Raw genomic sequence first — 22,689 nt, forward strand, 5'->3', positions numbered from 1 at the left:
AAAGGGAGGGGATAGATATGCCTTGCAAGAAGAAAAGTCCAAAGCAGCAGAAACCTTGGAAAGCACCAGAGTTTTGCTTACCTGATAGCGAAAGCAATACCCACTGTCTAAAAGATTATCTCAAGAAAGGCTGGGTTGTTCTATATTTTTATCCCAAGGCCAATACAAGCGGATGTACCAAAGAGGCTATAGGATTTACAGAGCTAAAAGACGAGTTTGAAAAACTCGGTGCCACCATTATAGGGATCAGCCCCGATAAGCCCGAAAAGATAAAGAAGTTTATAGAAGACCATGACCTAAAGATACTACTGCTTTCAGACACTGAAAAAGAAGTGCTGAAGGCATACGGAGCATGGGGTAAGAAGAAAAACTATGGAAGGGAATATGAAGGTGTTATTAGAAGCACTTTTATCATAAATCCTGATGGCATGGTAGTAAAGTCGTGGAAAAATGTCAGGGTCAAAGGACATATGGAAAAAGTACTTGAGACACTGAAGAAACTGGTGGAGGAATATGAAGGATAAAAACTACAAGGTTGTTATACTTGATGGATTCACAAATGAAGAAATCTCTCAGATTGTAAAAGCCATAAAACCCATGTTTCAGGGGCGGGATATCATCTTTGCCCGCCCCACATTTCACACAAAGAAGTGGACAGTTGAGAAACTTATAGAGGTATTACACGAGGAGATAGAAGAGCATAAGTGTAATTAGATGTCACAAACTTATCTTCACCTCCGTATATATACATGGAGGTGAAGATATATGAAGACAATTAAACAATTTGGATTATTCGTATTAATAACGGCAACTATTCTCATGATTATGCCTTCAACTAGTTTCGGTTTTACCTCAACCTCAGGTTGGTTAGACTGTCCTTTTGGAGAACATAACGACCATTATCCAGGAAAGTGCAGAAGATATATAGACACAGACCATGATGGTATATGTGACCACTCAGAAGCTCCACCTGAAATTAGAGGATATACATACCCTGATACAGGAATATTTCTACTATTAAAGATAGAAACATCTACCATATGGAATGCTCAATTCTCAAACGGCAAACTAGTAGCATATTCTAGTATTTCAACTGATGTACCACCATTCATAGATCCTACCGTAAACAGAACAATGGTTCCTCTAAGATTTGTAGCAGAAAACCTCAACCTTAAAGTAGACTGGAACAACAAAACCAGAGAAATAGTTATCACATCCTCTATAGAAAATATCAAGATCATTATTCATATGCCCATTTCAGAGGCACAACAACATGGCCCATACCTTGTGTATCCAGGCAGTCCCATAGTAGAACTATATCAAAATGGAAATATATCCAAATTGAATCTTACAAATCTAAATGGTAAAAACATGGGAATTCCATTTATATACCAATCTAGAACATTTGTGCCCTTAAGATTCGTATCAGAAATTTTTGGAGCAAATATTCAGTGGTATCCAGACACCCGATCTATAACAATAGTAAGGGGGGAACAATAATGAATTTAGGAAGATGGCTACCCTCTTTTACCCTCATAATCGCAATTTTAACAATAACCATTTTATTCATCCAACCAACATTTGCATGGGATGACTGCCCATTTGGCGAGACTAATGACACATATCCTGGGAAATGCCCTCATTATATAGACACCAACCACAACGGTATATGCGATCATTCGGAACCAGCCCCTGCTAACAATATCGGTACCCAGGACACAAATGTAAGCCAAAGTAAATCCGCATCCTCTTCAAGCGTTAACTTCTTTATTGCAACAATTATAGGAATCTTCATAGTAGCTACCGCAGAAATATTAAGAAAAAAGAACAACAGAATCGTATGCTGGTGTCTTAATGTAATATTAGCAATAGGTTTTCTACTATCCGGTATATCCGGCCTTATGCTGTTAATATCTCCATCACGAATATACGGTAATGCACATATTGCATCATCGACTATCATCTTCGTCGTAGGAATATATCATATTTATAGACACCTATCTTACTACCGAAATATTCCCAAGGTGCCATGAGCTAGGGCTTATGGCACCTCTATTCCCCATTTATTAACAGGAATATTGATATCTGCTCCTCTATCTTTGAGACATCTAATCAAGAAAAAGAAAAAATCATCAGGTAATCTTGTTCTTATACGCACAAGATACCTATCCCCCTCTACATGCTCTATGAACTCAACAATATCCCTTACACTACCCACAATCTCTTTACGAATCTCTACACCGCCCCTGTATGCCCTCACACTGCCAATACCACCCTGAGAGCATCCACATGTTGTCAGTTCAAAGTCTACACGCATATATACCACCTCCTACTTGAAGATGGCTATAAACCCCTCCTTCAGTAGTGGAAAGGCAATAATAACAAGAAGAATACTGGCAACCACTTCAAGATATGGCAGCATCTTACCCTTTGCCTTTTTCACAAATCTAATGTTGCCAACGATGTAGGCAAGTATAGAAAGTCCCCAGAATGGAACAGAGAAGATAATGTTGTAAAGAAGAAGGAGCAAAAACTGAAGCACAGGAGAAGAGGTGTACGAAGCAAGTTTCAAACTAAAAACAATATACGGCCCCATAGAGCACGGAAGCAGAAGAAAAGATAGAATAACACCCACTACATAGCTACTACCCGGTGATGTGGCTTTTTCTAAATATGCCCTAATGGTGCTCTTTTCACTTTCTGGTGTAAGCCCTCTGCTACCACGAAACGCATCAAGAATGGCAAGCACGGCCAATATACAACCGGCACCACCTATTATCAGATTGAGCCACGGGATAACACCTGGTGGCAAGAGTCGGTATCCCCACAAGAGAGCCCCACCAAGAGTCATATAACCTGTAATAATACCCAGTGTAAAGGCCAATCCACTTTTCAGTGCCTGAACAGGACTACCCTTAATAATGTTCAATGTAAGCATAACCAGTAAAGCATTAATGCAACACGGATTAACAGAATCGGCCAGCGCAAGACCCCAGAGTGATAGCCAGAAATCCATAACATCCACCACCTTGTTTATATAAAAGCATGTTTCTTAACTCACTTTGAGTATACCCGATTTGGGTAAAGTAGGATAGACTAAAGTTAGGAGATAATATATCTCCTAAACTACTAACTTGGAGGTGCCTAAGATGGCAGAAGTAAAATTTAGAGTATCGGCAAATTTAATTGGTAAGTTTACAGTGGAGGGAAAAATCAGAAAACACACACTAACACTTGATGAACCTGCAGATCTTGGCGGAGACGACAAAGGACCCAATCCTGTAGAGCTAATACTCCTTGCACAGGCTGGATGTATTCTCATGGTAGGAAGAGTTGTGGCAATGGAAATGGGCATTACCATCAACAGCTTCAAAGTTGATGTTGTAGGTGTACTGAACCCTGAGAAATTCATGGGCAAACCCACCGAAGACAGGGCAGGATTCAAAGAAATCACATTAAAGGTATATATAGATGCCGACGCAGACAGAGATACACTCAAGAAATGGTTAGAAATAGTAGAAGAAAGATGTCCGGTAAAAGATAATCTTGTCAATCATACACCTGTAAAAGTAGAACTTGCATAGCAACCTTCCCTTAGGCAGAACCGCAAATGCGGTTCTGCCTTTTGTCAACCAAACCAGTGATAGCCAAAACAAAAAGTGGGGGCATCATGCCCCCCGAATAAAAAACAAGAACCTTAGAGGTGATGCCTCAGCAGGTATAGTGCAGGTGATGAAGCAGTTTCAAAAGCTCTGCACTTAGCACATGGAGGTTTTTCCGCAAACATTGAGATAGCTCTGTAGATGGTTTTATGTTGTCTTCATCTACCCCTATAAGATAAAACACTTTTCTGGCACCGGCAATCTCCGGCATGGTTTTTTCAAGCAGCTCAAGACTGTCAATAACACCTATCATATGAGCATGTTTCATAGAAGCCTCAAGTTTTTTCACATCTTTAGCCGACATGGACTTTGCTTTCCCACATGGGAAGTTTTCACCTACCACGGCATCAACAAACACTAGTGTGTCCTCACCGCTGTAGAAATGCGGAAGCCGTAGAACATCAGTATGTAAAAAAACTCCTTTGGCATACTCAGGCATAAGCCCATCCATATACTTGTACAAATGATAGCCTATGCCCTCATCACCCATTACGTCGTTACCCAAGAACACAACAAGAATCATGCCTATTCCTCCCTGATAAGATGAACACTACAAGAGATACATGGGTCATATGCCCTTGGCACCATTTCAAGATACTTTACAAGCTCGTCATCGTCTATATCAGGATTTTCTAAAAGAACCCCCTCTGCCATCTTCTGGGTATCCCTATGCATAATATTGAAGTTGTAGGCAGTAGGAGTAACAAGGTCGGCAAACACAACATTACCATCATCGTCATACTCTACAGTGTAGGAGATAATACCTCTGGGTGCCTCTGTAATAGCTACTCCTCTACCGGCCTTTGGTTTAACCTCTACCCTGTCATTGTCAAGGGGCATGTCAAGAAGTTTTCTCAGCACCTCCAGAGAGGCATCGACAAAGTAAAGAAGCTCTATGGCCTGTGAGAGGTTGTTATAGAAAGCGTTGTTAAAGCGCAGCTTTCCACTCTCCACAAGCTCTTTATAAATCTTCAAAGATTCACCCCAAAGTGTATCACCATTTAGTGCCAAACGGGACAAGGCACCTACCATGAACTCCTTACCCTCAAGATATGCAAACTTGGCAAACGAATGGGAGACTGGTTTTTCTATAAGATATTCTCTATACTCCTCTACAGGAAATTCCACCCCACTTGTAGAGGTAACAATCTCGCCAAAGGTGTCAAACTCATCTGTTTGTTTTAGTGCCACATGGTTGTACTCACCATCAAGATACTTCGGCATCTGGAGCGAAGCCAGTATATCTATGGCAACCTTGGCAGTATCTCTAATCTCTTCAAGTTGTCTATATGCCTTATCCATTTCTTCCCTGGTGGGTATCCTTCCAAAGCCACCTACTACAGCATTTTCCTGATGAATCTCTCTACCGCCAACCATAGCCTGAATGTAGTTGGCAACCTTCTTCATCATAAGCCCTTTTGTAACTTCTGTTCCATACTTATCGGCCATAGCTATGGCATCAGGATAACCCAAGAAATCAGGCAAGGCAAGTAAAAACACATGAAGAGAATGGCTCTCAATAAAAGAAGCATACACAAGGAGCTTTCTGAGCAGTTTGGTAAGCGTGCCAACCTCGATATCAAATGCCCTCTCTGTAGCCATGATAGATGTCAGCTTATGAGAGGCCGAGCATATGGCACATATACGGCTATACATATCAGTGGCAACATCATAGGGTTTACCTCTGGTGATATATTCAAAGAACCTTGGTCCCTCAACAAGCCTTAAAACTGCCTTGACATTTGTTCCCTCTCTGTATACCTCTATCATACCCCTACCCTCTACACGGGCAAGGTGTTCAACAGTTATTATTTTCTTCTGTATCTTCCCCACTTTACTCACCTCTCACCAGAGATTTAAACTTCTCAAGAATCTCCTGACTATGTCCACCAAATACCTTCATACGCTTTATGGCCTCAAGTGGATCTACCCCATTTTTCTCCATCATCTTTGCCATGGCATCTACACGCTGAATCTCCCTAATAGGACCACGACAACCCATGCAAGGAAGCCCCAAAGATGGACATCTTGCCCCACAACCGGCAACGGTGAATGGACCAAGACAAGGTTTACCCTCCTCTATGACAACACAGGGATTACCCTTTTGCCTACACTCTTGACATACGGGAAAATCTTTCTGCTCGGGCCAAGTAGACCATATAAATGTTGCAAGGAAATAGAGAAACTCATCTTTTTCTATAGGACAGCCAGGCAGGTAAAAATCTACATCAATAACCTTATCAAGTGGTCTTGGCGGCATAACCTTCATATCAAATGTAGTACCCTCACCATAGACGGCCTTAATAGCCTCATTTAAGTCAAACCCCGCTCCAATATCGACACTTTGCACACCACCATGGCATGCACATGTGCCCATGGCAACCACATATTTGGCCTTCTCTCTAACCTTCCTCACAAGATGCTCATCATCTTCGGTAACAACAGCGCCCTCTATAAATGCAACATCAACAGATTCCTCTATCTTAGAGGCCGAAGTTGCCATGTGGAAACAGACAATCTCCACCTCTGTAAATATGTCAATCAGTTTATCTTCTATATTGAGAACATTGAGCTGGCACCCGTAACATGATGTTGTAGGATAAAAACCCACTCTTAGTTTTTTCTTCTCCATGACAGCCCCTCCTTTACTCCATGAGTTCTGGGTGCCTCTGCACCTGTCTGTAGGAAAATACTGGCCCATCTTTGCATACGTAAAGCATGCTGTCAGAGCTTCCCACATTACAGTGCCCGCACTTACCGATACCGCACTTCATTCTTCTCTCAAATGTGGCATATATGTAATCAGGGTCAAAACCACGCTCAATAACCTCATCAAATATGCTCTGATACATACGAGGAGGTCCACACATAATAACAACACTATTTTTCGGATCAACATTGGCCTGTGGAATAAACAGATGGCACCTACCTTTGCATACGCCCTCTACCTCTTCTCTTGTCACCGTCTGTATAACCTTAACACCATCACCCTTATATGTACGGGCTATAGCCTCAAGTTCGTTGTAATATAAGAGGTCTCTCTTGGTTCGTGCAGAGTTAATAAGTGTGATATTGCCATAATCCCAGCGGTTATCAAGGGCATAGAGAAATACACTTCTCAGTGGTGCCATACCAAGCCCCGCTGATAAAAACAAAAGGTCTTTGCCCTTCCACTCATCTATAGGAAAACCATTACCATAAGGTCCACGAATCCATACATAATCTCCCTCGTGCAAATTATGTATAACCGTTGTCACCCTTCCGATACGCCTTATCGTCAAGGCGAAAAATCCTTTCTGGGTAGGAGGAGAACATAAAGATATAGGTACCTCTCCTATGCCCGGCAAATTAACCTGCACGAATTTTGCCGGCCTATCATAATTTCTTTCAAACTCCTCTTGGTCTTTCGGATCTACAAACGATATAACAAACATCTTTTCCGTCGGTGTTACCTTAAATATCTTCTTTATCACAGCCTTTTTTGGCTGAAGAGGATTACTTAGCATGCTCGCTCACCTCACTGAGTTTCTGAAGGTTTTTCCAGAAGCTAATACCTGCAGGGCAGAAAGCTGTGCATCTACCACAGCCTACACAGTAAGATAGAGTGGTTCCATAAGCAGGTGAAATCTTACAGTTGTATCTGTTTTTCATTCTGTCGGCCACCGTAGGGCGGAAATTATGACCACCGGCAACAAGGGCATGATGCTCAAACTGACAAGAATCCCATACCCTCTCCTGAATAGCATGTACACCATCTATAGAAGGAACATCTCTTACCTCATAACACCTACAAGTAGGACATGTGGTATTGCAGTTTCCACATGCAAGACACTCTTCAGACAACTCTTCCCATATATCAGAATATCTGTGCATCTCAAGCACTCCACGAAGAACATATGCATCCATATCCCACTTAAAGCCCTTTCTTCTATCTTCCTGATACCTTTCAAATGCCTTGAAGTCATCAGTACTAGCCTCTTTCAAGCCCACCTTATCTGCCAAAGCTTGTCCCTTCTCTGACAACACCCTAACCAGCCATCCATCTGGTAGCGGATGAAGGAAAATATCAAAACCATCGGTAGAAAAAGATGTATGGGTTACATTACATGCACAAAATTCATCGGGCTTACAATCATAGCCTACAATAAACAGATGCTTTCTTCTGCGGCTGTAGTAAAAATCTGCGGGATACCCCATAAACACGCTGTCAAGCCTTTTGAGTCCCTCTATATCACAGTGATGAAGGCCAAAGAGAACAATAGGTCCCATGTCTTCCTCGGGAATAGAAACCTTGCCCTTTTCTCTATCAATCTCGAACATAACCTCATGTGGTGGATATACAAACTTCTTCGGTGGCGAAATAGTGCGAACATATCTCAGATCCATGTCATCAAAGCGGGAAACCTTCCTGAAATCATGGGTCTTCTTGCTAATCTTCACAGGACCGTATATCTCTCCATAGTCCTTCAGTGCCTCAAAGAACCGGTCCCTGTCTTCATACCTCAGTTTTAGGTATCGCACCGCTGTCCCTCCTCTACCAGTTTATTATTAAATATGACTATGAACTTTTCACTTCCACCTTCATTATATAGGAAATATAAGATGTAGGAGAAAAGTGAACTTTCGAGGAGGGAAAATTAGGAGATAATGATAAAATCCTCAGGGGATTAACCCCTGAGGATAAACTTTGCCGTATTGTAGCTCACAACAATAAAGAAGTATATCAGTGTGACATACAGTAGCCAGGCTATCCACTGAAAAATAGATATTTGGAATGTCTTGTAAAGCATGATTGTCGATATGGTGTAGGCTCCAAGCGGGAATGTATATGCCCACCACCCCAGTCCATATGGTATCTCTGTGTTTTTGCGGTAGTGGTATGTAACAAGCACAGATATCACATAGCTCCACAGGCCAAAGCCCCACATGAAGATAGAAGCAGGGGCCAAGTTTAGAGAAACACCCAGCGCACCGAGTGATGCCTTCATACTCATGAGACCTATTGTGCCTACCCCTATGGGACCTAAAGATATCCACACGGTTGGGGCAACCTTTGCATGGGGTAGTGAATGCTTTACCATGCGGAAAAATATGATATTTCCAAAGAATATAAACAGGAAAAATCCTATAGACCACATGGCAATATTAATCACCGCCACAAGAGAAGCATATGCACCAGCACTTTTCACAAGGACATTACCGAGCATCGGCACAACAATAGCACCTACAGGGGGGATAAGCCATGAATAATTGGCATGCTCAAGGTCTACCCCATCTTCTGTAAACATCACATAACCCATAATGCAGGCAAAGCCAAACACAAGAAAAGCTCCAATAACATACATAATCCACGCAAATGTCTGGTATCCGTCAAACGGCTTCATTAGCATAGCCCCACTACCAAGTACCAAACATGCCACAGGCATAGTGGGAAAGAAACTAATCTTATACGGAGAGAGTAGGTCAGTTATAACATCTTTCCAGTACAAAATCCACCTTAGTGTCCACGGTATAAGAAGCAATGCTGCCATAACAAGGTTTATATAGTAAATCACTCTGCCTACTATGGGAAACCCTATAAGATATGTGGCATTTGCCACTGCACCTGTGCCCATTACTGCAGCAAACCATGCCGGTGGAAACGTTTTTATAGCAAAAGCTTTTCTATTCATATAAACCACCTCCAGAAGAGTATTTTTAATATTTGTGAAAAGCAGATTACAAGAGGAAAAGCATAGAATGAGGCGGTATTATGTACCCCTCCACCAGCACGGACATCTCTTTGTTCCAAATCGTTTTATCACCATAGAGTTCACCTATAAGAAGGATAACAAACTTTGGTGAAGTAGGAAGAATCTATATGAAAAGAGGGGAGATATTACTCTCCCCTCCTCACCACACCATTACTGCCATCTACTTCTACATACATGCCATCTTTTAGCACTTTGGTAGCCTCTCCTGTTCCCATCACTGCTGGTATGCCATACTCACGGGCAACAATAGCAGCATGGGACAGGGGCCCTCCAGTATCTACAACAACACCACTGGCAAGGGCAAACAGTGGTGTCCACGCAGGTGTTGTATATGGTGCCACCAATATGGCCCCCTCTTCCATCTTGTCAAACTCATCTTGAGATCTGATAACACACACCTTTCCCCTTCCAATACCGGGGCTACCGGGTATGCCGGTAATAATAACATTGTCATCGGCAGTGGTCTCTTGTTTCAAAGGAGAGATATCTATAAACGGCAGTTTTTCCAGCTTGTACCACAGCTTTTTTCTATCTTTGATAATTTTCGCCATAGTCTTTTCATCTTTTACAACCTCATGAAATCTTATAAAGAAAATATCTTCAGGAGATGAAATAAATCCTTTGTCATACAAAGACTTACCCATATCCAGATACATGCGCCTTAAGAAATGTGAGGGTATCATTGCCATATACCTTGTATCCTCTCTAAGCACCTGAAACTGCCTTGCATTCATTAGCGTATGAACAAATCTCTTCCTAAAAAACGGCACTTTCATAAGAGGATGTGACATGACCTCCATAAGAGCATTTTCATATATTGTGTTGTCTTCTACGCTCCTGTCACCTATTACCAGTCCTTTAATAATCTGCAACGGTACCTCTGGCCTATCTATCCACATACCATCAGACATATACAAGACACTTCCAGCCTCTCTGTAGCCATATTCCCTAAGAAACTTATCAAACGCCCTTCTGAAATCTTTTGCCCGTTTATCGGTGTTTATAATGGAGACAAGCTCCTGAGCAGTATGTTTTTCAAACAGTTCTCTTAAATACTCGTTTTTTCTTATCATATCTGCAAGTTTCTCAAGTTCGCGGTTAGAGCGGGTAATAACCGTGTCAAGCCCTGTAAATGCCAGTGTACCCAAATGGTGCTCTTTTTTCATCACCTTTAGCCACACACGAAGCAGTGCAAAATGTAGCATTGAACTATAAAGATATTTGCTCCTGAGTTTGCCTGCGATAGTTGTCATCTGCATAGCTTTCTTAATGTAAAAAAGCCTTTCTTTAGGTGTTTTCGGCACATACCTTTCTATATCTGCCTTTACATCTTCGGTCTTTTTCACCATCGGGTCTTTCTTCCAGTCCTTGGCATTGGCAATCAGCCCCTTTACAATAAGTGTCAGTGGTGCCAAAGGTAACATTGGGGTAACTATAAACTCAGCTACACCGTGCGGTGTTGTCCACAGGAAATAATCCAGAACAGCTGGCATGCCGTTTTTCCATATAAGCATGTTCTTTCTCACGCCACCAACCCTGATACCCAGCGGGGCAAAGGGGTTTATCACAGCATCGCGAAAGACAATATTCATAAAATCACCCTCGGCTGGATAAGGCCTTCGTGTCAGCATTTCGGATATAATGCGAAATGCATTTAGCTTGGCTATATTCATCTTCAGTTTGGGAATAGGTAGTGTAGTGATAGGACGCGACTGAAGTATATAAAGCTTGTCATTTTTTATAGCCCACTCAACATCTTGATATGCACCAAAGTAATCTTCAAGCTTCTGTCCCATAGTGGCAAGTCTATAAGCCCACTTCGGGGATAGTATATCCCCATCGTCACCCACAGTATGCTCAACAACACTCATGCGAAGCCAACCGTGACGAATAACATAGACCTCTGGTGTCTTCAAACCCGAAACCATCAGCTCACCTATACCCTTTATGACGTTGATAACCGTTTCATTGCGTCTGCCCGATATGGGGTTCGCCGTAAACATCACACCGGATATATCGGGATGCACCATCTCTTGGACCAAAACAGCCATCTTTACTTCGTTATGGGATATTCCCCTCTTCTCGCGATAGTCTACCACCCTATCACCCCATACGGAGGCGTAGCAGATCTTCACAGCACGAATAACATCGTCTACACCTTTCACATCAAGCACCGTTTCATACTGCCCCGCAAAGGCGGCGGCTGATGTATCTTCCACCGTGGCAGATGAGCGAACGGCAACAGGCACACCGCCAAGCTTTTCATAGGCAAGCTTCAACTCTTCTTTTATCTCATCTGGCAAATCACAGCTTTTTATGGCCTCTCTTATCTCCCGTGGAGATGCACCAGATTTTATGAGCCCATCTATCCCACACATGGTGATAACCCGCTCATAAGCCTCTGAGGACAGCACAAACCCCTTAGGCACGGGCATACCGGCAGATACAAGATGCCCCAAAGAAGCAGCCTTACCACCTACAAGAGAAACATCTGTAGAACCCTCCTCACCAAGCCATACAATGTAACCCAACCCCACCATCTCCCTCTTAGTATTAACATCGTTTATAGATATTATAGACAGGGATTACTTACGTTTTTATCATATAAGTGATAATTAATTGATATAATATATTACAACCATAAAAAGGATTAGAAAAAAAATGTCCACAAGCGAATTTTTGGCGCTATATAAATCTGGAGAAATAAGTATTGAGGAACTAATCATATCTCTTGGTAAGGCAGGTATACCCCCTTCAACAATAGCAGATATTATTCTCAAATACACACCTATTACCATAGAACAAGTTGCATACCTGCTACATGAATCCCAAACATGGAATGACGAAGACATTGCATCGTGGTTATACTCCAAAACAAGCAACGATATTTCAAGAACCGCAAAATGGTTGTCCGATAAAATTAGATGGAATAAAGAAAGAATAATAGAATGGATTGCATCTTATCTTAAAAGTAGTGATATCCCCCAACTGGCTACTTTAATCATGGATACACTTGATTTAACCCCATATGACACAGCATACACCCTCATTTCCCAAAACATAGCATCAAAAGAAATGGTACTCAGTTGGTTAATGTCATATAGTTATACTCCTCCCCTTGAGATGGCTACGTGGCTTGTCAAAAACAATTACAAAACATTAGAAGAAATAACCAACTGGCTATTAAACGAAAAACAACTAGGAATAAAAGCTATAGCCAGCTGGCTAAAAAGAAACAATTTTCTAACTACTAGTGAAATAGTGAAATGGATACAAGAACATTCCTCTAACAAATATATCGTTGCTTCATGGATATCGGCACAAAGTGATAATATAGATATCACTATATCATGGCTGTTAGAAAACTCTAATTCATCGATAAATAGAATTCTATATTGGTTACGATATACAGAAAAAGTTCCTTTAGAAGACATAGCAGAATGGCTTGCAAACCATCCGAAATACATGGCCATGTCCCCTGTTAAAGCCAGACTACTAAAATTCTTAAATGCTTTCTCAGAAAAAATAGCAAATTGGCTATATAAAAAGGCTAATTTTAGACTATACGATATTGCAAGCTGGTTACTTCAACAAAGAAAATGGTCCTTCAACAAAACAGCAATTTGGGTTAGAAATATAAGCCAAATGGATGAGTTCAAAGTAGCTACATGGGCTATAAAATATCTAAAGGTACCAATATCGGAAATTCTTAACTGGTTAACACATCAAACAAACAATAAAGACAAAGTGGCTCGCTGGATTATAACACATACCCAAACTACCCCCCAAATTTCATATTCGCTAATGGTTAACTTCCTAGAATGGGATGCCATTCAAGCCATAAATTTTTTAATATCATTTAACAAAGACACCAAATTAGATATACTAAGTTGGTTAGAAATTAATAATCGAAATTGGAAAGCATTAGCAACTCTACTAGTAGAAAAAGGCCAAGTAAATCCTATAGAAGTGGCTAACTGGCTGGTTAACAAGAAACTCTTTCCATTAGACAATATTATCTATTGGTTATATTCATATGAAAATAACACATGTAGAATTGTTCAGTGGCTTCAATATGAGGTAAAAGTAAAAGACAACAAATGTTTCTCACTATTAGCAAGTACCAAACAATCAGAAATTTTTACCATAGCATCTTGTATATACAAAACATACAACACCTCTCCACTAAAACTAGCAAACTGGATACGAGAAACAAACAATACTCCCATACCACACATTATTAACTGGTTGTTCTATAAAACGCATATCAATATACCTACACTCTCTTCCTGGAAATATTTTCCACAATATAGCAGTGCATACCAAACAGCCATATGGCTATTTACCCAAGTCAAACTTAATATTGAAGATATTGTGGATTGGCTATACTCAACCAAACAATGCTCAATGAAGAATATAGGGCACTGGCTCGTATACGAAGCACATTTTTCTCCTATACAAGCTGCTAACATTCTTATGTTAGTAACCAAAGAACCCATCAAGATAGCCAACTGGCTAAAATACGACATCCATGAAAACAATGACAGAATAAAAAATTGGTTACTAGAAAAAGAATCAATCCATATCATGGAATCCATATTGTGGCTAAAAGAACATTCAATTATTTCGTGCTCTGAAATAATTGAATATCTTCAAATTTCAACACAGAAAATCGATCCCATGATTTCTACACTATTAAGACAGAATCTTTGCTCAAAAGAAGAAATTGCCCATGCACTAGGCACCCAAAAACCTATCATACTATTCAAAATCTCAGAGTGGTTACTTACACATAAACAGACAAACATTTCAGAAATCATAAAATGGCTATATACCAATGACCTACCAATAGATACAATCTTAGAATGGCTATCCAAACAAGGAGTAGTAACCAATGAAAGAATATACGAGATAGGTAATTGCCTCATCGAAGAATTAGATTTTCCTGTCTTAGAATCATTAAAATACTTACTTCAATACTTTTCCACAACAAAAGAAGTCATTGTCAAATGGCTAACTCAAAACAAAAAGTATATATTCGCTCTTCTTAACTCCAATATAGATATAACCCAACAAGAAGCCTTACATATAGCTCAAATACTTATAGACACCAATGCAGTACCAATTGAAGATATAGCCACATGGTTAGTAGAGAAATGTGGGTTGAATTTTTTCAAGGTAGCAACATGGTTAAAAGAACGAACAAACACATCATTAACAACAATAGCACTGTGGCTAAAAACTATACTCCATAACAATATAGATGAACTCCTAGACGTAGTTCAAAACCTATATGCCCCTCGCTTTCAATACCGTGACAAACTATTGTTATTTTTAGTAAGTAAGTCGATATTTTCATACAAAGAAATCTCTTCTTGGCTATTCACAAATCGTACGACTGAGGCTATCATTAAACTTCTCAAGGATAGTTCACCGTTATCTGCTGAAGAAATTGTTTTATATCTTACAAACAACCAAAGGATAGAATCATACACCATTAAATGGCTGGCTATACAAACTAACAGGAATATAGAAGAAGCAATCATATGGATCATAGAAAATACGAATATTGATCCAGCATACTTAATAAATATAGCCCTTTATAAGTTAAATCTGAACTTTGATCAAATTTACAACATACTAACTCATCATCCATCAATACCTCAAAAGGACGCCAAAGAACTAATACAATGGGTATTAGAAAAATCCAAGTGGAAAATATCTGATGCAATAAAGTTTATTACAATGTATTACTATATTGATTCATACAGTCTGGCTAATGCTCTCCTAAAAATAACTAAAAAATCCCCAGAAAGTATCATTAAAATAACTTTTCGGCAAATAAATTGGTCATTACAAGAGTTGTTTACCTGGTTAAACCAAACTACACATCTTAGCGCAAGCGATATTGCAGAGTGGATTCTAAACAATGGATATTATAGTGGAACCGAAATAGCAACATACTTGTGGGAAAACAAATTACTATCAGCTGAAGAAATTTCTATATTTCTACACAAGAAAAACGGATACAACATCCAACAAGTTTATAATTGGCTAACAACAAAAGGAAATATGACGCCGGAACAGGCCTTTCACTACCTTTTTACTTTAGACAATACCACCATTGAAGATATATTTAAATCTATTAGTAATAGAATACACAACAAGGAAGATATTAGGAACATATTTAAATCGATACTAAAACTAGCTGATGATACCCCAGAAAACATCATAAAAATAAGCTTTAAATATATAAAATGGCCTATACAAGATTTAGTATCATGGTTAATAAAAGAAGGAAACTATAATGTAACAGACGCAATTAAATGGATAGTAAACAACAATCTCTATACCCTTGAAGAACTATCTATATATTTATTAGAAAAACAATTACTGTCATTAGATGAAATCTATATATTATTACAAGAAAATAAGCGTTTTGAAGTAGAACAAGGCTATAAATGGTTAACCAACATAGCCCAAATGTCCCCAAAACAAGCTATCAACTGGATAATCACCCATGATAATGTTTCTATTCAAGACATTGCATCTCTTGTAGCAAATATATATGAGACTAATGATCCCAAGCATATAGCATCATGGATATTAAAGAACACCAATGTTCCACTATCAGAAATAATAAACTGGCTAAAAGAAAATACCAATGCTATATATACTGCAAATTGGCAGATAGAAGAAGCCAAATTAGATTTCTCTGATACCATCAAATGGCTAATAGATAAAGAAAAGATCACGCTGCACTCCGCTATAAAATGGATAATGCATACTAAAAAGGTTAACGCAAGGGATGGAAGTATACTTCTCTCACACTACATAAATGTAGATATAATATCTATCATTGATACACTTAAGACCTACTTTGATATCAGCGCAAACGATATATACCACATTTTAGAGGCTAAGGAAAAAATCACCGTAACTACCCCGGATGAATTGGCCAGTTGGTTGTATCAAAACAGTTCATGGAACATTGTTGAAATTATAACGCTAATAAAACAAAGTACCAACTGGGAAGCAGAGAAAATTATCATATGGCTTGAAAAAAATTACACCACAAATAAAACTCATATAGCAAATATTCTTATAGATGCTGCTATATGGCATCCGAAAGACGCTATCAGTTGGCTTTACAAAAACAACTACAACCCAGACGCAATATCTCAATGGTTTTCTAAATATATCACGACAGAATTTTCAACTTTTCCTAACGACTTGACCCAATGGCTATGGTTTAATGACAAATGGAAACCAATAGATATTATTGCATTCCTTACAAACATGGGGATTAATCCATCAGACATTGCCACATGGATAGTCAATAATACATCATTGGAACCAAATCAAATTGTGAATTTAATTACTCAAACAGTATCATGGTCAGAATACACAATAACTGATTGGTTAGTCAAAATTAGCAACAACAACATTTACCAGGCAACAAGTTGGATCAGTAAAACACTTAAAATGGATTTTAAATCTATTATTAGGCTATATATCCATAGAAAGTATTTTGAATACGGAGATATCATAGATTTTATAGCTAACACATTAGGATTATCGTACTTAGGAACCATATCATGGCTAAAAAATGTAAGCTCATATTGTAACTTTGCCAACTTCATATTCTCAATACCCCAAATAAAACAAGATACATACAAAGCACTAACGCTAGCACTGGATAATACAACTACTCCCTCCAAACTCTTTAACCAAGTCAAATGCCTAATGAAGTATCACTCTATAAAGCTAGAAACTTTAGTAGATTACATAACTAATCAAATAAAACTACCTCTAAGCCAAATAATTAATTTTTTATACAGAAAAGAAATCTATCCTCCTGAAGAATTACTCTCATTCATTCAGATAAAGCTAAAAAACCAATCCATTAAAGGGGTTGTTTTTTGGGCAAAAAAGCACACAGATATTAACGAAAAAGACATCATGAAGTGGATAATAGGTAAACATTCATATAAAGAGATATATCACATGTTTTCTAAAGTAGATACAAATTATAAACGATGGGGCAGAGTGGCCGTATATTTGAAAACCAAACTAGGTTACTCCATTGAAGAAATTATGAATATATTTGAAACACGAAACAAGAATACAATAGAAAATATTGAAGATCTTCGTGAATTCCTGGTTTGGCTTTACAACGAAACAGTTCTAGAAAAAGAAGATATACTAAGGTGGTTAACCGAGAAACTATATTTTCCAGAAGAAGAGGTAAATATCTTTTTAAATAAGAAATTGCATATCTAGAACTTCCTATATCCCTTCAAATACGCCAAAGTTGTTTACATATCAATTTATTTACATTATCTAATCGTTCTAGTCGTATGCCTTGCGTGTCTCCTCGTCGCAGAGAGTTGGGGCTATAATCTCTTCCCATTCTGGAGAGTCCCATGTGCCCAGTTTCTTGTGCATGTCATAGTATTTCTGGGGTATCGGGTGAGTCCCTATTACCACCTTTAACCCAAATCGCTTCTCTATATAACCCTTAAAATACTGAATATACGGGCATGGTGGATAACCTACCACAAAGCCTGTTGCCAGATGTATAACCTCGGCACCGTTCTTCTTCATCTCTTCTGGTGCATACTCTATGTTGCCACCGGGACAGCCACCACATGTCGTGTAGCCCACTACTTCTACTTCCTTGTCTTTATAAATGCTAAATGCACCTTCACGATTTCTAAGAGCCCTAAAGCATTTTCCCCCTGCACATGTTCTGTACCTATCACAGATGATAATACCAATCTTGACCTTCTCAGACATTTCCCCTTCCCCCTCTCTGGTTGACAGTTATATAGTGTTATTTTAATACTTTTTTGAAACAGTGGTATCAACCTTCTTCTATCACAAAATAGCCCCCGCATATGCGGGGGCTGTGGGGAAGGAGCCCCTAGTATGGGGAAAACCTTACTCGCCAAAGTGCTCTTTATACAAGCTCACTATATAGTCTGCTATCTCTTTGGCATCGGCTTCAGATTTGCCAAATGTGAATATCTTGGCATGGCCATTTACCTGCCTGACATACTCTTTCATCTTCTCTACATCGGCACCTACGGCATCTGCTATATCAACTTTAGAGATGATAACTACATCGGCTATGTTGAACATCTTGGGGTATTTAATGGGTTTATCTTCGCCCTCTGTGGTAGAAACCATAACCCACTTATAGTGAGTACCAAGCTCAAAAGAGGCAGGACATACAAGGTTACCAACATCTTCAACAAAGAGCACATCTATATCATTCAGTGGTATCTCCTTCAGTGCCTCATTGACCCATGGGGCTTCAAGGTGACATGTGCCACCCCACTTTGATGTGCGTATCTGGTAGGCATAGGCACCCTTGGCCCTCACCCTATCGGCATCGTTTTCTGTCTCAAGGTCGCCCTCTACAACACCGATTTTCAGAGGAAGCACATCAATGAGATACTCTATCAGCGTTGTCTTACCTGCTCCCGGTGAGCCCATGAGGTTGATACTGAGCACCTTTGCAAAGTCAAATATGCCCCTATTCCTCTCTGCATACACATCGTTAGACTCAAGGGCTTTTCTCATTACCTTAATTGTCTTCTTTTCTTCATGCTCATGTTCATGTTCGTGATGATGGTGATGTTCGTGGTCATGTCCACCGCACATAAATAGTCCCCCTTTCTATAGTCTGCTTCCGTAATATAAAAATCCCAGTGATATACCCTCATCAGAGGGAGATACCTGCCTATGTATAAGGGGTGTTAGCCCATTATCTCTAAGTCCTTTTACAACCTTCTCAAGTAGGAGCATGTTTTGCCACACACCACCTGAGAGGGCAATATCCTTTATACCTGTCTGTCTACTCATATCCACAGCCACATTCACCATGATGTCGGCTATGGTGTTGTGAAACCGCCTTGCCACAACCTCGCGGGGCACACCGCTTCTGTAGTCATCAAGGGCTTGCCTCAGAATATATGTTGTGGAAATAGTGCCATCTTTGATAGACACATCATAGATGCCCTCATCGTCTGCCCTTTCTGCATACTGTTGGAGCATGATAGCGGGCTCTGCCTCATATGTTGCCTCCTTCACAATATCAAGAAGTGCTGACATGGTGTCAAAGATACGCCCCATACCACGGCTATGTGGAGTATAAGAAGAGGCAATAATACGCACCCACTCATCATCTTCACCTATCACATTGAGAAACGCCTTCTTCAGCCTCCACACCTGACGTGCTGCCTTATCGCCACCAACAAGGGGAATAGGCTCAAAGTGGTAAAGAATATCAAAGTCTTTTAGACCAAATACACCCATTTCACTGCCCCAAATGGTGCCATCTTTGCCGTAGCCTGTGCCGTCCATAATGAGACCAAGTGCTTTCTCTTTACCATACTCTGCCATGACAGATAGGGCATGCCCGTGGTGATGGTATATCTCTACCACAGCATCTGCCTCTACAGCCTCAATGGCATACTGACGGCTAAAGTACATAGGATGTTTATCAAGAACAAGGGTATCTATGTGGTCTACCTGAAAGAGTTTCAAGAAATGTCTCATCATAAAGCGATAACCTTCACCGTTGGAGACAGCCTCAAGATCACCAAGATACTGGGACAATATGGCATAGTTATCTTTCAGGATACCAAAAGCACCTTTCATGTCGGCACCGGCAGAGACAACAACTTTCCCCTTAGGATTTTCAAGGAGTGTTGGGAACGGCACAAAGCCCCTGGCACGGCGTATGTGATAATACTCACCTTCAAATATTGTCCCCACACTATCGTCAATAAAGGCATATATCTCCCTTTCACCAACAAGTATAAAATCGGCTATATCGTGAAGCTTGGCATATGCCTCGTCATCTTTATAGATAATGCGCTCACCAGACACATTGGCACTGGTCATGACAAGGTAAGGGGGTGCACCTTCGGCAAATATCAGGTGGTGCATTGGGGTATAAGGAAGGAAAACCCCAAGCCTGTTTTGCCCCGGTGCCACCTCATCGACTATAGGTGTATCTTCATACTTCCACAGCAAGAGTATGGGAGCCTGTGGCGATGTTAGCCACTTTTCAGCCTCTGGTGATACCTTTACAATGTTCTTCACATGCTCTATATCTTTCACCATGATGGCAAAGGGTTTCGTAGGTCTATGTTTTCTCTTTCTCAGTTTCCTAACGGCCTCACCATTTGTGGCATCTACGGCAAGGTTATAGCCTCCCAACCCCTTGATAGCAACAACATACCCCTCTCTAAGGAGCTTTGCCACCATCTGAAATGGATCACCGGGCACCCTGTTTCCATCCATATCTGTGAGATAGTAGGTGGGACCGCATTCAGGACATGCCACAGGCTGGGCATGAAAGCGTCTATCTGCTGGGTTTTCATATTCTCTACGACAATCGTCGCACATGGGCCACCTATCCATTGTCGTCTTGTCCCTGTCATAGGGCACATCTTTTATGATGGTAAATCTGGGCCCGCAGTTTGTGCAGTTGATATATGGATATCTATACCTTCTATCTGCTGGGTCAAACATCTCCCTGAGGCAGTCATCGCACACCGCCACATCAGGTGGAATAATGGTGATAGATGAGCTTTGTTTTTCAGACTTCAGTATTTCAAAGGCATGCTCTCCTTCTACTTCGGGAATCTCATATGTGTCTACATGGGTAATAAGGGCAAGAGGTGGCTTCTTGGCTGTTATGTCGTCTATAAAGGCCTTGATAGCATCGGGTTTTCCTTGCACCTCTATAACAACACCACTGCTGGTATTTTTCACCCAGCCAATAAGTCCGTGCTCATTTGCTATACGCCAGATAAAGGGCCTAAATCCTACACCCTGAACAATGCCTCTTACCTGAATGCGATATCTCACACATGCTCACTCTCCAAAGTTGTATTATTGCTTCTCACTATTAACATAGCATATGTTTAGAAAGTAGGATTATCCTACATCATAAACTTTTGATACTATGAACTTGAAAGGAGTGAATGCGTATGTGCTTAGGTGTACCCATGAAAATCGTGAAGAAGATAGATGATAAACATGCCCTCGCCGAGGCACTCGGTGCACGTCGTGAAATAAACATTATGGCAACCCCAGAGGTAAAAGAGGGGCAGTATGTCATGGTCCACGCTGGTATGGCTATATCCATAGTTGAAGACAAAGAGGCAGAGGAGGCTTTAGAAATATGGGAAGAACTGATGAACGTCTGGCAAGACTCGTAGACTATATAAAAAACTATAAGAAACCTGCAAAGATCATGGAAGTATGTGGCACCCACACATTTCAATACTTTGCCACAGGTATTAGAGACATGCTTCCGGAAAATATCAGGCTACTGTCTGGCCCCGGATGCCCTGTGTGTGTCACCCCAAACAGCTACATTGACAGGGTTATAAAAATCGTAGAGACATATCCACAGGTCATCATTACAACATTTGGCGACATGCTAAAGGTACCGGGCTCAGATATGAAAAGCCTATCCCATATGAAAGCAGAAGGGGCCGATATCAGGGTGGTATATGCCCCAGAAGATGCCGTTAAAATAGCTAAAGACACAGATAGACCGGTAATATTCCTATCTGTGGGATTTGAAACAACTATCCCTACAGCAGCTGCTGCATTGAAGATAGCAGAAGAAGAAAACATCACAAACTTTTACATGCTCCTTTCACACAAGCTTGTTATACCGGCACTAAAGGCACTGCTGAGCGATCCAGAAGCAGACATAGATGGGTTTATACTGCCGGGTCATGTCAGTGCCATAATAGGCAGAAAGGTTTATGAGCCTGTGTTAAAAGCATATGGTCGCCCCGGCGTTATTGCAGGCTTTGAGGCACATCACCTCATTGTTGGAACTGCTACACTCCTTAAGCTCATAGAAGACGGTAAGGTAGAGGTAATAAATGCATACCCCGAGGTTGTTAGAGAAGAGGGAAATCCGAGGGCATGGGCGCTTGTAGAAACATTCTTTGAAGAGGCCGATGAAGAGTGGCGAGGATTTGGCACAATACCCATGAGTGGACACAAGTTTAAAAAAGAGTATATGCACAGAGACGCCAAAGGGGCTTTTCCTGTAGAAGTGCCACCCGAAAGGGAAACACCGGGATGCAGATGTCCCGATGTTGTCAAAGGAAAAGCCATACCAACAGATTGCCCACACTTTGGAAAGGGATGCACTCCACTGCACCCACTGGGACCATGTATGGTCTCATCTGAAGGGGCATGTGCTGCATATTACAAGTACAGGAGGTCATAAA

At 40.5% G+C, this 22,689-nt stretch carries 20 protein-coding genes; 8 read left to right on the forward strand and 12 right to left on the reverse strand.

The genetic code is table 11. The features are described 5' to 3' along the window. Positions 1–17 precede the first annotated feature (17 nt). From bcp to GM182_RS07045, 4 genes are read left to right on the forward strand one after another with little or no spacing between them, the layout of a single operon-like run. The gene (bcp, locus tag GM182_RS07030; RefSeq protein ID WP_449186397.1) at positions 18–524 is read left to right on the forward strand and encodes a thioredoxin-dependent thiol peroxidase; all 507 of its coding nucleotides are present in this window, start codon (positions 18–20) and stop codon (positions 522–524) included. Further along, positions 514–714 carry a DUF3783 domain-containing protein gene (locus GM182_RS07035; RefSeq protein ID WP_449186398.1) on the forward strand — a complete coding sequence of 67 codons (201 nt, stop codon included), beginning with the start codon at positions 514–516 and terminating at the stop codon, positions 712–714. The genes bcp and GM182_RS07035 overlap by 11 nt, the downstream gene beginning before the upstream one ends. A 51-nt stretch (positions 715–765) precedes the next feature. Next, complete coding sequence (locus tag GM182_RS07040) at positions 766–1,500, forward strand: copper amine oxidase N-terminal domain-containing protein (protein WP_449186399.1); 735 nt, start codon at positions 766–768, stop codon at positions 1,498–1,500. Beyond that, positions 1,500–2,033 carry a hypothetical protein gene (locus tag GM182_RS07045; protein WP_449186400.1) on the forward strand — a complete coding sequence of 178 codons (534 nt, stop codon included), beginning with the start codon at positions 1,500–1,502 and terminating at the stop codon, positions 2,031–2,033. Before GM182_RS07040 ends, GM182_RS07045 begins: the two co-directional genes overlap by 1 nt. An 8-nt stretch (positions 2,034–2,041) precedes the next feature. On the opposite strand, the gene GM182_RS07050 is transcribed toward GM182_RS07045, so the two are convergent. Together GM182_RS07050 and GM182_RS07055 are read right to left on the reverse strand one after the other, a co-directional pair. Then, complete coding sequence (locus GM182_RS07050) at positions 2,042–2,317, reverse strand: hypothetical protein (RefSeq protein WP_449186401.1); 276 nt, start codon at positions 2,315–2,317, stop codon at positions 2,042–2,044. Between the two features lie 12 nt (positions 2,318–2,329). Further along, positions 2,330–3,016, reverse strand: a complete 687-nt coding sequence (locus GM182_RS07055) for a GAP family protein (RefSeq protein ID WP_449186402.1) — start codon at positions 3,014–3,016, stop codon at positions 2,330–2,332. 133 nt (positions 3,017–3,149) lie between these two features. Between GM182_RS07055 and GM182_RS07060 the strand changes: the two genes are divergently transcribed. Beyond that, a complete protein-coding gene (locus tag GM182_RS07060; protein ID WP_449186403.1) occupies positions 3,150–3,584 on the forward strand; it encodes an OsmC family protein in 435 nt (144 codons plus the stop codon). A 127-nt stretch (positions 3,585–3,711) separates the two neighbouring features. Here the strand turns inward: GM182_RS07060 and GM182_RS07065 are convergent, their stop codons facing one another. The 7 genes from GM182_RS07065 to GM182_RS07095 form a co-directional block, all read right to left on the reverse strand. Next, positions 3,712–4,185 carry a hydrogenase maturation protease gene (locus GM182_RS07065; RefSeq protein WP_449186404.1) on the reverse strand — a complete coding sequence of 158 codons (474 nt, stop codon included), beginning with the start codon at positions 4,183–4,185 and terminating at the stop codon, positions 3,712–3,714. 2 nt (positions 4,186–4,187) lie between these two features. After that, entirely contained in the window at positions 4,188–5,495 is a 1,308-nt protein-coding gene (locus GM182_RS07070) for a Ni/Fe hydrogenase subunit alpha (protein WP_449186405.1), read from the reverse strand. Between the two features lies 1 nt (position 5,496). Then, positions 5,497–6,294 (reverse strand): NADH-quinone oxidoreductase subunit B family protein, encoded by a 798-nt coding sequence (locus tag GM182_RS07075; protein ID WP_449186406.1) that lies wholly within the window; start codon positions 6,292–6,294, stop codon positions 5,497–5,499. 13 nt (positions 6,295–6,307) lie between these two features. Next, the gene (locus GM182_RS07080; protein ID WP_449186407.1) at positions 6,308–7,168 is read right to left on the reverse strand and encodes an iron-sulfur cluster-binding protein; all 861 of its coding nucleotides are present in this window, start codon (positions 7,166–7,168) and stop codon (positions 6,308–6,310) included. Further along, a complete protein-coding gene (locus GM182_RS07085) occupies positions 7,158–8,183 on the reverse strand; it encodes a 4Fe-4S dicluster domain-containing protein (RefSeq protein WP_449186408.1) in 1,026 nt (341 codons plus the stop codon). Before GM182_RS07085 ends, GM182_RS07080 begins: the two co-directional genes overlap by 11 nt. 146 nt (positions 8,184–8,329) lie before the next feature. Beyond that, on the reverse strand, positions 8,330–9,334 hold the full coding sequence (locus GM182_RS07090; protein ID WP_449186409.1) for a TDT family transporter: 1,005 nt from the start codon (positions 9,332–9,334) through the stop codon (positions 8,330–8,332). Between the two features lie 206 nt (positions 9,335–9,540). After that, complete coding sequence (locus GM182_RS07095) at positions 9,541–11,946, reverse strand: PEP/pyruvate-binding domain-containing protein (protein ID WP_449186410.1); 2,406 nt, start codon at positions 11,944–11,946, stop codon at positions 9,541–9,543. A gap of 130 nt (positions 11,947–12,076) precedes the next feature. On the opposite strand from GM182_RS07095, the gene GM182_RS07100 reads away from it, so the two are divergent. Beyond that, complete coding sequence (locus tag GM182_RS07100; protein WP_449186411.1) at positions 12,077–17,698, forward strand: hypothetical protein; 5,622 nt, start codon at positions 12,077–12,079, stop codon at positions 17,696–17,698. A gap of 69 nt (positions 17,699–17,767) precedes the next feature. Here the strand turns inward: GM182_RS07100 and GM182_RS07105 are convergent, their stop codons facing one another. The 3 genes from GM182_RS07105 to hypF all read right to left on the reverse strand — a co-directional run bounded on the left by GM182_RS07105 (position 17,768) and on the right by hypF (position 21,301). Continuing rightward, positions 17,768–18,214, reverse strand: a complete 447-nt coding sequence (locus GM182_RS07105) for a CGGC domain-containing protein (protein ID WP_449186412.1) — start codon at positions 18,212–18,214, stop codon at positions 17,768–17,770. A gap of 144 nt (positions 18,215–18,358) precedes the next feature. Next, positions 18,359–19,084 carry a hydrogenase nickel incorporation protein HypB gene (gene hypB / locus GM182_RS07110; RefSeq protein WP_449186413.1) on the reverse strand — a complete coding sequence of 242 codons (726 nt, stop codon included), beginning with the start codon at positions 19,082–19,084 and terminating at the stop codon, positions 18,359–18,361. 15 nt (positions 19,085–19,099) lie between these two features. After that, a complete protein-coding gene (gene hypF, locus GM182_RS07115; RefSeq protein ID WP_449186414.1) occupies positions 19,100–21,301 on the reverse strand; it encodes a carbamoyltransferase HypF in 2,202 nt (733 codons plus the stop codon). A 122-nt stretch (positions 21,302–21,423) separates the two neighbouring features. On the opposite strand from hypF, the gene GM182_RS07120 reads away from it, so the two are divergent. Both GM182_RS07120 and hypD read left to right on the forward strand, forming a co-directional pair. Next, positions 21,424–21,654 (forward strand): HypC/HybG/HupF family hydrogenase formation chaperone, encoded by a 231-nt coding sequence (locus GM182_RS07120; RefSeq protein ID WP_449186415.1) that lies wholly within the window; start codon positions 21,424–21,426, stop codon positions 21,652–21,654. Further along, positions 21,618–22,688: a hydrogenase formation protein HypD gene (gene hypD / locus GM182_RS07125; RefSeq protein ID WP_449186416.1), complete on the forward strand. Its 1,071-nt coding sequence runs from the start codon at positions 21,618–21,620 to the stop codon at positions 22,686–22,688. The genes GM182_RS07120 and hypD overlap by 37 nt, the downstream gene beginning before the upstream one ends. The last annotated feature ends 1 nt before the right edge of the window (position 22,689 follow it).

Source organism: Zhurongbacter thermophilus (assembly GCF_026184435.1).
GTDB lineage: Bacteria > Coprothermobacterota > Coprothermobacteria > Coprothermobacterales > JAADFF01 > JAADFF01.